This window comes from Klebsiella sp. EMBS2024, assembly GCF_036233805.1.
Taxonomy (GTDB): domain Bacteria; phylum Pseudomonadota; class Gammaproteobacteria; order Enterobacterales; family Enterobacteriaceae; genus Klebsiella; species Klebsiella pneumoniae.
In genome coordinates, this window is the sequence record NZ_JAZARW010000001.1 from 3,024,922 (window position 1) to 3,034,475 (window position 9,554).

The 9,554-nt window shown below is 55.5% G+C and carries 9 protein-coding genes; 6 read left to right on the forward strand and 3 right to left on the reverse strand.

Features of this window, described 5'->3' with window-relative positions; translation table 11 throughout:
- The first annotated feature begins 55 nt into the window (after positions 1–55).
- On the forward strand, positions 56–1,054 hold the full coding sequence (locus tag VZP09_RS13945; RefSeq protein WP_002913439.1) for a bile acid:sodium symporter family protein: 999 nt from the start codon (positions 56–58) through the stop codon (positions 1,052–1,054).
- Here VZP09_RS13945 and VZP09_RS13950 read toward each other — a convergent pair.
- The 3 genes from VZP09_RS13950 to zipA form a co-directional block, all read right to left on the reverse strand.
- A complete protein-coding gene (locus VZP09_RS13950) occupies positions 1,051–1,269 on the reverse strand; it encodes a DUF3820 family protein (protein WP_002913440.1) in 219 nt (72 codons plus the stop codon). The two genes, VZP09_RS13945 and VZP09_RS13950, sit on opposite strands and share 4 nt — an antisense overlap.
- Before the next feature lies 1 nt (position 1,270).
- A complete protein-coding gene (ligA, locus tag VZP09_RS13955; protein WP_328795222.1) occupies positions 1,271–3,286 on the reverse strand; it encodes an NAD-dependent DNA ligase LigA in 2,016 nt (671 codons plus the stop codon).
- 69 nt (positions 3,287–3,355) lie between these two features.
- Entirely contained in the window at positions 3,356–4,417 is a 1,062-nt protein-coding gene (zipA, locus tag VZP09_RS13960; protein WP_032415291.1) for a cell division protein ZipA, read from the reverse strand.
- Between the two features lie 230 nt (positions 4,418–4,647).
- Between zipA and cysZ the strand changes: the two genes are divergently transcribed.
- From cysZ to crr, 5 genes are all read left to right on the forward strand, one after another.
- A complete protein-coding gene (gene cysZ / locus VZP09_RS13965) occupies positions 4,648–5,409 on the forward strand; it encodes a sulfate transporter CysZ (RefSeq protein WP_004174922.1) in 762 nt (253 codons plus the stop codon).
- Between the two features lie 176 nt (positions 5,410–5,585).
- Complete coding sequence (cysK, locus tag VZP09_RS13970) at positions 5,586–6,557, forward strand: cysteine synthase A (protein WP_002913498.1); 972 nt, start codon at positions 5,586–5,588, stop codon at positions 6,555–6,557.
- Positions 6,558–6,937: 380 nt separating this feature from the next.
- Positions 6,938–7,195: a phosphocarrier protein Hpr gene (gene ptsH, locus VZP09_RS13975; RefSeq protein ID WP_002913505.1), complete on the forward strand. Its 258-nt coding sequence runs from the start codon at positions 6,938–6,940 to the stop codon at positions 7,193–7,195.
- 44 nt (positions 7,196–7,239) lie between these two features.
- Positions 7,240–8,967 carry a phosphoenolpyruvate-protein phosphotransferase PtsI gene (gene ptsI, locus VZP09_RS13980; RefSeq protein WP_002913506.1) on the forward strand — a complete coding sequence of 576 codons (1,728 nt, stop codon included), beginning with the start codon at positions 7,240–7,242 and terminating at the stop codon, positions 8,965–8,967.
- 42 nt (positions 8,968–9,009) lie between these two features.
- Positions 9,010–9,519 (forward strand): PTS glucose transporter subunit IIA, encoded by a 510-nt coding sequence (crr, locus tag VZP09_RS13985; protein WP_000522253.1) that lies wholly within the window; start codon positions 9,010–9,012, stop codon positions 9,517–9,519.
- The last annotated feature ends 35 nt before the right edge of the window (positions 9,520–9,554 follow it).

Here is a 9,554-nt window from a genome sequence, read left to right on the forward strand (position 1 = left end):
TTTTATTTCTCAAATGAAAAAAAGCACAATAGCGCATCTCTTTTCAGGAGCGTTTATGAAACTTTTCCGTATTCTCGATCCGTTTACGGCCACGCTAATCACCGTTGTCCTGCTGGCCTCATTCTTCCCGGCCCGTGGCGCTTTCGTCCCTTTCTTTGAACATCTGACCACCGCCGCCATCGCGCTGCTGTTCTTTATGCATGGCGCTAAACTCTCCCGGGAGGCGATTATCGCCGGCGGCAGCCACTGGCGTTTGCATCTCTGGGTGATGTGCAGCACCTTTATTCTCTTCCCGCTACTCGGGGTTCTGTTTGCCTGGTGGGCGCCGGTGAATGTCGATCCGATGCTCTACAGCGGCTTTATCTATCTGTGCATTCTGCCGGCCACCGTGCAATCCGCTATCGCCTTTACTTCGCTGGCCGGGGGCAACGTCGCGGCTGCGGTTTGCTCAGCCTCGGCCTCCAGCCTGCTGGGGATCTTTGTTTCCCCGCTACTGGTGGGGGTCCTGATGAACCTTCACGGCGCAGGCGGCAGTCTGGAGCAGGTCGGTAAAATTATGCTGCAGCTGCTGCTGCCTTTCGTGCTCGGTCACTTATCGCGGCCGTGGATTGGCGACTGGGTGGCGAAGCATAAGAAGTGGATTGGTAAGACCGACCAGACCTCGATTCTGCTGGTGGTTTACTCCGCCTTTAGCGAGGCGGTGGTGAATGGCATCTGGCATAAAGTCGGTCTGGGATCGCTGCTGTTTATCGTAGTGGTCAGCCTGGTGCTGCTGGCCATCGTCATCGCGGTCAACGTCTTTGTCGCCCGCCGCTGCGGCTTTAACAAAGCCGATGAGATTACCATCGTCTTCTGCGGTTCGAAAAAGAGCCTGGCCAACGGCATTCCGATGGCCAATATTCTCTTCCCGACCTCCATCCTCGGCATCATGGTGCTGCCGTTGATGATCTTCCACCAAATCCAGCTGATGGTCTGCGCGGTGCTGGCGCGGCGCTACAAGCAGCAAACCGATGCGCGTCTCGCTGAGGAAAAGGCCAACGCGGCCAAAGCCTAACGCGCTTTCTTCAGGGGCTGGACCAGATCGCTCAGCCCCTCAGTTTTAATCAGCAGGGTCAACGCCATCAGCTCGCCAAGATGCCCGGCAGGGAATTGATCCTTACGCGCGAACCACAATAAATACTCTTCCGGGACATCGATTAAGCGACGTCCCTTGTATTTACCGAACGGCATTTCGGTATTGGCTATCTCGACCAGCTGCGCTTTATCCACGTTATTCTCCCAGCAGACGCATCATTTCGGCCTCGTCAATCACCTCGATGCCCAGCTCCTGCGCTTTCGCCAGCTTAGACCCCGCCGCTTCGCCGGCAATCACCAGGTCGGTTTTCTTCGACACGCTGCCTGCCACCTTCGCCCCCAGCGCCACCAGACGCGCTTTGGCGTCATCGCGCGACAGCTGGCTGAGGCTGCCGGTAAGGACCACGGTTTTGCCTGCAAACGGGCTATCAATCTCTTCCGCCTTCACCACCACCGGCGCAGGCCAGCGAACCCCCTCCGCCAGCAGTTGCGCAATGACATCGAGGTTGCTCTCTTCGGCAAAGAAGTTGAAGGTATGGGTAGCGACGACGATGCCGACATCAGGGACTTTCTGTAGCTCCTCAATGGTAGCCTGCTCAAGGGCTTCGAGAGTGCCGAAATGCGCCGCCAGGCCCGCCGCCGTCGCTTCTCCTACCTCGCGAATACCTAAGGCGTAGAGGAAACGTGCGAAGGTCGTCTCTTTGGCTTTCTCGAGGGCGTTGACTACGTTTTGCGCGGACTTCGGCCCCATCCGATCCAGCCCGGTCAGTTTCCCCGCCGTCAGCCGGAACAGATCCGCCGGGGTATGGACGTACTCTTTCTCCACCAGCTGGTCGATGATCTTGTCGCCCATGCCGTCAACGTCGAGCGCGCGACGGGAGACGAAGTGCTTGAGCGACTCTTTGCGCTGCGCGCCGCAGATCAGGCCGCCCGTACAGCGGGCTACCGCCTCGCCTTCCACCCGTTCAACGTCTGACTGACATACAGGACAGTGGGTCGGGAAGACGACATCCCGGGCATCCGCCGGACGCTCGGAAAGCACCACGTTAACCACCTGCGGGATCACATCGCCTGCCCGGCGAATCACCACCTTGTCGCCGATTTTCAAGCCTAAGCGTTCAATTTCATCGGCATTATGCAGGGTGGCATTGCTCACCAACACGCCGGCAACATGGACCGGCTCCAGACGCGCCACCGGCGTAATCGCCCCGGTGCGGCCCACCTGGAACTCCACGTCCCGGACGAAGGTCATCTGCTCCTGTGCCGGGAACTTAAAGGCCACGGCCCAGCGCGGCGCGCGGGCGACGAAACCCAGCTGTTCCTGCAGCGCCAGCGAATCGACTTTGATCACCACGCCATCAATGTCAAAGCCCAGGTGGGGACGCTCTTCCTCGACTTTACGATAGTAAGTAAGCACTTCCTCGGGGGTGTGGCACAGGGTGACGCGATCGCTCACCGGCAGCCCCCATGCTTTGAACTGCAGCAACCGAGCCGAGTGGCTGGCCGGCAGCTCGCCGCCCTCCAGCACGCCCACGCCGTAGCAGAAGAAAGTAAGCGGTCGCTTCGCAGTGATGCGCGGATCGAGCTGGCGCAGCGAACCCGCTGCCGCATTACGCGGGTTAGCAAACACTTTCCCGCCGGTGCGGCGAGCTTCCTCATTGATTTTTTCAAACCCGGCCTGCGGGAGGAACACTTCCCCACGTACCTCAAGGCGTGCAGGAATATTCTCGCCATGCAGCTTGAGGGGGATGGCGCGAATAGTTCGCACGTTAGAGGTAATATCTTCGCCGGTGGTGCCGTCGCCGCGGGTTGCCGCCTGCACCAACACGCCGTTTTCATAGAGAATGCTCACCGCGAGGCCGTCGAGCTTAAGCTCGCAGCAGTAGGTAAGATGATCTGTGCTTTTCAGGCGATCCTGTACCCGCTTGTTGAAGGCGAGAAAGCTCTCTTCGTCAAACACGTTATCCAGCGACAGCATCGGCACTTCATGGCGGATCTGGCTAAAGGCGGTGAGTGGCGCCGCCCCCACCCTCTGAGTTGGCGAATCCGGGGTAATCAGCTCCGGGTGCTGGCTCTCCAGCTCGCGCAGCTTGCGCATCAGGCGGTCATATTCCGCATCCGGCACTTCCGGCGCGTCCATAACGTGGTACAGATATTCATGATGGCGAAGCGTGGTTCGCAGTTCAGTCAGTTGTTGTTCGATTGGTTCCATATCACACCATCAATGATAAAAAACCCCCGACAGGCGGGGGTTGAGAAAGGATTGAGTTAACGCGGAACGTCAGGCGTTCGCGTCTTTCACTTCGCGAATACGATCCTGGTATTCACGCAGTTTTTGCGGCGTCATCATGCGACGCTGATCGTCAAGCACCACGCCGCCCACTTCGTCAGCGATATACTGCGCAGACTGCAGCATCAGCTTGAAGTTCTGCAGTTCATCGCCGTAGGAAGGGACCTGCATAAAGATAGTCACCCCAGGGGTCATCATATCCGCCATGCTGTCCGGATTGAAGGTTCCCGGTTTCACCATGTTGGCCAGACTGAACAACACCGGACCGCTGCCGTCCGGACTTAGGTGGCGGTGGAAAATATTCATTTCACCAAACTTAAAGCCGGCCTGCTGGATACTGTTGATCAGCACTTCACCGTTAAGCTGGGCGCCATGATGCGCGGCGACGTTCATCACAATGACCGTCTCTTTGCGCTCTTTCGGCTGCGGCGCGGCGGGCTGCTGCGGCTCTACCGGCTGCGGTTCCGCGACGGCGGGCTGCGACGCGGCAACAGGCTGTGGCGCAGGCTGCTGCGGGGCGGCTGGCTGCGGCTGAGCGACGGTCGGCGTCACCGGTTGCGGCGCGACAGTCTGCTGCACAACAGGCTGCGGCTGGTGTTGCGGTTGTACGGGCGGCTGCGCAGGTTGCGGCTGTTGCCAGCCAGTCTGCGGAGCCGCATGCGGCGCAGGCTGTTGCTGCGGTGGAACCGGGGCCTGGCGCGGCGGCTGCGGCGGCTGGCGAACCGGTTCTTCAGGACGCGCAGGCTGCTGCATCTGGCGCTCGTAAGGCGGCTGGTACTGGTGCTGCGGCGCCTGACGAGGGGCTTCATGCTCCCCATGCGCGCCGTGCGGGGCGTGAGTCACCGGATGAACGCGGACTTCTCCTACGCCTTCAACATTATCATCAAAGTCGTCGTTTTCCGACTCATCGTCGCGCGACTTCATACGTTTCAGTGGGCGATCGCGAAACATCGAAGAACGTTCTTTACGGCTGGTCCAGAAACCATGTACCAGTAAAGCGATTATGGCGATCGCGCCAACAATGATTAATATCAGACGCAAATCCTGCATCATTATATTCTCTGTTGTTCTAACACCTTGCCACCACGGCAAACATTTACTCACTAAGAGTATTTGCCGATTACCTCAAGTGCAAGTGCGTCGGTCGCTTTCACCACATAAAGATGAACTAAATCGTGCTTTTTGCTGTTTTTTCGAACATTTCCTAACTGGTTATTGTCTGACGACCCGATAAAATAAGCGAGCATTCACACCGGATGTTAAAAAAGGAGCAATGCCTGGCTATGGTTTCATCATCCGCACCGACCCCGCGCAGCGGCGTTTATTATTTTTCGCAGGGCTGGAAACTCATCGGGCTGCCGGGCATACGGCGTTATGTCTTCCTGCCTTTACTGGTTAACGTGCTGCTGATGGGCGCTGCCTTCTGGTGGCTGTTTACCCGTCTCGGCAGCTGGATCCCCTCGCTGATGAGCCATGTGCCGGACTGGCTGCAGTGGCTAAACTACCTGCTGTGGCCGGTGGTAGTGCTCTCAATCCTGCTGGTGTTTGGCTACTTCTTTTCGACGATCGCCAACTGGATAGCCGCGCCGTTCAGCGGCCTGCTGGCGGAACAGCTGGAAGCGCGCCTGACCGGCGCTACCCCGCCGGACGTCGGCGTCTTTGGCATCATGAAAGATATTCCGCGGATTATGAAGCGTGAGTGGCAGAAGCTGGCCTGGTATCTGCCGCGCGCCATCGTGCTGTTGCTGCTCTACTTTATTCCCGGCGTTGGCCAGACGGTAGCCCCGGTACTCTGGTTCCTGTTCAGCGCATGGATGCTGGCGATTCAATACTGTGATTATCCCTTTGATAATCACAAGGTTCCCTTCAAAACCATGCGCGAAGCGCTGCGCAGTCGCAAAGTGATGAATATGCAGTTTGGGGCGCTCACCAGCCTGTTCACAATGATCCCGGTGTTAAACCTGGTGATCCTCCCGGTGGCTATCTGCGGCGCCACCGCCATGTGGGTCGATTGCTATCGCGATAGACACGCCAGCTGGAAATAGCGGTAACACCTTCACTTGGGGGCGGCAAAGGCCGCTCCCTTATATCGCGCTTATTCCTTCTTGCTTATCATTATTTCCCTTCCGCATATAGATATGCTAAATCCTTACTTCCGCATATTCTTTAAGCGGGTATGCTGATGCCGTACCCCCAAATTTCATACAGTTAAGGACGGGCCATGAGTAAGATTTTTGAAGACAACTCCCTGACTATCGGTCATACGCCGCTGGTACGACTGAACCGCATCGGTAATGGCCGTATCCTGGCAAAGGTAGAATCTCGTAACCCGAGCTTTAGCGTAAAATGCCGTATCGGCGCCAATATGATCTGGGATGCTGAAAAGCGCGGCGTTCTGAAACCTGGCGTGGAACTGGTCGAGCCGACCAGCGGCAACACCGGTATCGCCCTCGCCTACGTGGCGGCGGCCCGCGGCTACAAACTGACGCTAACCATGCCGGAAACCATGAGCATCGAGCGTCGTAAGCTGCTGAAAGCCCTGGGCGCCAACCTGGTGCTGACCGAAGGCGCCAAAGGCATGAAAGGCGCTATCCAGAAAGCGGAAGAGATTGTCGCCAGCAACCCGGAACAATTCCTGCTGCTGCAGCAGTTCAGCAACCCGGCTAACCCGGAAATCCACGAGAAGACTACCGGCCCGGAAATCTGGGAAGATACCGATGGTCAGGTGGATGTGTTTATCTCCGGCGTAGGTACCGGCGGAACGCTGACCGGCGTCAGCCGCTATATCAAAAACACCAAAGGTAAAAAAGATCTGATCACCGTCGCCGTTGAACCGACCGATTCCCCGGTGATCGCCCAGGCGCTGGCGGGGGAAGAGCTCAAGCCGGGTCCGCACAAAATTCAGGGTATCGGCGCCGGCTTCATTCCTGGCAACCTGGATCTGAAGCTGGTCGACAAAGTGATCGGCATTACCAACGAGGAAGCTATCTCCACGGCGCGCCGCCTGATGGAAGAAGAAGGCATCCTGGCGGGTATCTCTTCCGGGGCCGCCGTTGCCGCCGCGCTGAAGCTGCAGGAAGATGAGGCCTTTACCAATAAGAATATTGTGGTTATCCTGCCTTCCTCAGGTGAGCGTTATTTAAGCACCGCGCTGTTCGCCGATCTCTTCACTGAGAAAGAGCTGCAACAGTAGTGCCAGCTTGTAAATAATGTGTAAAAAAGCACCTTTTCGGGTGCTTTTTTGTGGCACACGTCAAAGTTTTACCCCTCCTGGCATTGATTCACCTCGTAGGGTCTGGTATTTAACCAGCACATTTATTTTGATGCGCGAAATTATTCAGAAGAGGATTTCCGCCAGCTGAATCGATTTTATGATTTGGTTCAAGTCTTCCTTTCGCGGCATAATGTTTAATGACGTGCTAGACGTCAATGGCCCGCAGGTCTTCGCAGCGCCAGGCGCTGCCGACGCCAAGGCCGGAAACGTAACGCCGGCGCTAACAATACAGGCTAAAGTCGAGTCGTTAGACTAGACTTTAGGTCCACAACACTAAACCTATAAGTTGGGGAAATATAATGTTCCAGCAAGAAGTTACCATTACCGCTCCGAACGGTCTGCACACCCGCCCTGCTGCTCAGTTTGTTAAAGAAGCTAAAGGCTTCACTTCTGAGATCACTGTAACCTCCAACGGCAAAAGCGCCAGCGCCAAAAGCCTGTTCAAACTGCAGACTCTGGGCCTGACCCAGGGCACCGTAGTGACCCTCTCCGCTGAAGGCGAAGATGAGCAGAAAGCTGTTGAGCATCTGGTTAAACTGATGGCTGAACTCGAGTAAGTTCACGGGTTCTTTTTCATATCAGTCACAAGTAAGGTAGGGTTATGATTTCAGGCATTTTAGCATCCCCGGGTATCGCCTTCGGCAAAGCATTGCTGCTGAAGGAAGATGAAATTGTCATCGACCGGAAGAAAATTTCTGCCGATAAGGTTGATCAGGAAGTCGAACGTTTCCTGAGCGGCCGCGCCAAGGCCTCCGCCCAGCTGGAGGTCATCAAAACCAAAGCTGGTGAAACTTTCGGTGAAGAAAAAGAAGCCATCTTCGAAGGGCATATTATGCTGCTGGAAGATGAGGAGCTTGAGCAGGAAATCATAGCCCTGATTAAAGATAAGCACATGACTGCCGACGCGGCAGCCAATGAAGTTATCGACGGTCAGGCCACTGCCCTGGAAGAGCTGGATGATGAATACCTGAAAGAACGTGCGGCTGACGTACGTGATATCGGTAAGCGCCTGCTGCGCAACATCCTTGGTCTGGCAATCATCGATCTGAGTGCGATTCAGGATGAAGTCATCCTCGTCGCCGCCGATCTGACCCCGTCTGAAACCGCACAGCTGAACCTGAAAAAAGTGCTGGGTTTCATCACCGATGCGGGCGGTCGTACCTCCCACACCTCTATCATGGCGCGTTCCCTGGAATTGCCGGCCATCGTGGGCACCGGCAGCATCACGGCGCAGGTGAAAAACGGCGACTATCTGATTCTCGACGCGGTGAACAACCAGGTTCTGATCAACCCGTCTAACGAGCAAATTGAAGCGCTGCGTAGTCTGCAGGCTCAGGTTGCGGAAGAAAAAGCCGAACTGGCGAAACTGAAAGATCTGCCGGCGATTACCCTCGACGGCCATCAGGTTGAAGTCTGCGCCAACATTGGTACCGTTCGCGATGTCGAAGGTGCTGAGCGCAACGGCGCCGAAGGCGTAGGTCTGTATCGTACCGAATTCCTGTTCATGGACCGTGACGCGCTGCCAACTGAAGAAGAACAGTTTGCGGCTTATAAAGCGGTGGCTGAGGCCTGTGGGTCTCAGGCCGTTATCGTCCGTACCATGGATATCGGCGGCGACAAAGAGCTGCCGTACATGAACTTCCCGAAAGAAGAGAACCCGTTCCTCGGCTGGCGTGCCGTGCGTATTGCGATGGATCGTAAAGAGATCCTGCGCGACCAGGTTCGCGCCATCCTGCGTGCCTCCGCTTTCGGTAAGCTGCGCATTATGTTCCCGATGATCATCTCTGTTGAAGAAGTGCGTGCGCTGAAGAAAGAGATCGAAATCTACAAACAGGAACTGCGTGACGAAGGTAAAGCATTTGACGAATCCATTGAGATCGGCGTGATGGTGGAAACACCGGCTGCGGCGACTATTGCTCGTCATCTGGCCAAAGAAGTTGATTTCTTTAGTATCGGCACCAATGATTTAACGCAATATACTCTGGCAGTTGACCGTGGTAATGATATGATTTCACATCTTTACCAGCCGATGTCACCGTCTGTACTGAATCTGATTAAGCAAGTTATTGATGCTTCTCACGCTGAAGGTAAATGGACTGGCATGTGCGGTGAGCTTGCGGGCGATGAACGTGCTACACTTCTGTTGCTGGGTATGGGGCTGGACGAATTCTCTATGAGCGCCATTTCCATCCCGCGCATCAAGAAGATTATTCGTAATACGAACTTCGAAGATGCGAAAGTATTAGCAGAGCAGGCTCTTGCTCAACCGACAACGGACGAGTTAATGACGCTGGTTAACAAGTTCATTGAAGAAAAAACAATCTGCTAATCCACGAGATGCGCGGCCCAAATTACTGCTTAGGAGAAGATCATGGGTTTGTTTGATAAATTGAAATCTCTGGTTTCTGATGACAAGAAAGACACCGGAACTATTGAGATTGTTGCTCCCCTCTCCGGTGAGATCGTCAACATTGAAGACGTGCCGGATGTGGTTTTTGCGGAAAAAATTGTGGGCGATGGGATTGCCATCAAACCGACTGGCAACAAAATGGTCGCGCCGGTAGACGGTACCATTGGTAAAATTTTCGAAACCAACCACGCGTTCTCTATTGAATCTGATAGCGGCATCGAGCTGTTCGTTCACTTCGGTATTGATACCGTTGAACTGAAAGGCGAAGGCTTCAAGCGTATCGCTGAAGAAGGTCAGCGCGTGAAAGTCGGCGATCCGGTTATCGAATTTGATCTGCCGCTGCTGGAAGAGAAAGCCAAGTCGACTCTGACGCCGGTGGTTATCTCCAACATGGACGAGATCAAAGAGCTGATCAAACTGTCCGGTAGCGTGACCGTGGGTGAAACCCCGGTAATCCGCATCAAGAAGTAATGCTTGCTGCATAAAAATGGCGCCGAAAGGCGCCA